The sequence below is a fragment of the Streptomyces sp. NPDC004561 genome, assembly GCF_053602155.1.
The window spans coordinates 1-1,113 of the sequence record NZ_JBSGDB010000936.1; the positions used below are offsets into that span (position 1 = coordinate 1).

General features: G+C 69.5%; 2 protein-coding genes. One reads left to right on the plus strand and one right to left on the minus strand.

Translation table 11 applies throughout. The annotated features are described in order from the left end of the window. Window positions 1-70 precede the first annotated feature (70 nt). The gene (locus ACWEN3_RS46835; RefSeq protein ID WP_452984585.1) at window positions 71-370 is read right to left on the minus strand and encodes a DUF5133 domain-containing protein; all 300 of its coding nucleotides are present in this window, start codon (window positions 368-370) and stop codon (window positions 71-73) included. 304 nt (window positions 371-674) lie between these two features. On the opposite strand from ACWEN3_RS46835, the gene ACWEN3_RS46840 reads away from it, so the two are divergent. Next, the coding region (locus ACWEN3_RS46840; protein WP_452984587.1) for a pep a2 at window positions 675-1,113 on the plus strand (439 nt) is incomplete at its 3' end.

Sequence of the window (1,113 nt, forward strand, 5' to 3'; positions counted from 1 at the left end):
GGCTTCGCGATCCGAGAGACGGGCCGGCGTACGCCGGTCCCGCAGGGGAACGCCTAGATACGGTGCCAGGTCAGGGGCTTGGCGCCGTGGAACGCCGCTCCGGTGGCGGCGCCCTTCTGCCCGCCCGGCGTGGCTGCGGCCGTCCGTCCTGCTCGCGCAGGTAGGTGACCAGGTTGGTGCGCAGATAGCGCTCCGCCGCGTCCGCGGCCTCGCGGGCGCAGCGTTTGCCCATCAGGACACACAGCGTGTAACCCGAGTCCTCGAAGGTGGCCCTGACCGTGCGGTCGTGCGGCGAGGCGAGCATCACGCGCTCCCACGCCCGGTAACGCCGCAACTGCCGGGCCACTTCGGCCTTGGCGGGTAGCAGCATGGCCCTCTTCACCTTCCACGCTCTCGACTGGGCGCGTTCCCGACGGTCGGGTGGTGGCCGCGCAGGGGTGGGCGCGGCACCGTTACGGCGATCGAGGCTTTCACTTATGGTGCACGCGTGACGACGCAGCGTCTTGTTGGATCTTCAACCATTTGTGGCGCCGGGTTCTCGTGTTGCACGAATGGCGTAGTGCCCTCACCGTGGAGGTGACTCAGAAGCGATCAGCGCTCACGCTGTGTGTCCGGGATCCCTCCCGGACAGGGGCGAGGGGAGCGAGAGCTTCGCCGGTGAGGAGCAAGCGACGATGAAGACCGCAGTGCCCTGCTACTACCACCTCGACGTGGAAGTCAGCCCGGAACGGGTGGGACAGGTCAGCCGCATCCTGGCCGCCCACCTCCGCTACTGGGACCTCGAGAACCTCGTGTCCCCCGTCTGTCACGGCGCCGAGCTGTTGCTTCGGGCGATCGACGAGCACGCGACGGACAAGCACACATCCATCGAGATGTGGTGGAACGGCCAGCACCTCATCACCGCCTTCGGCGACGACGATCCCGATCTGCGCCCCGACCAGGACCTGCGGGCCTGCCTCGCGGACATCGCCGCCATGAGCGACGGCTGGGGCTGCTGCGCCTCCGACACCGGCAGCAAGATCATCTGGTTCTCGCAGCGCGCCCGCGCCGGCGAGCGGGTGCCGCTGGTGCCCCTCCCGCCCGCGCCCAGCCTGCGGCAGGGCCTCCAGGTGC

Coding starts and splice junctions, on each gene's coding strand:
- ACWEN3_RS46835 (WP_452984585.1), bottom strand. CDS start 370: ATGCTGCTACCCGCCAAGGCCGAAGTGGCCCGGCAGTTGCGGCGTTAC.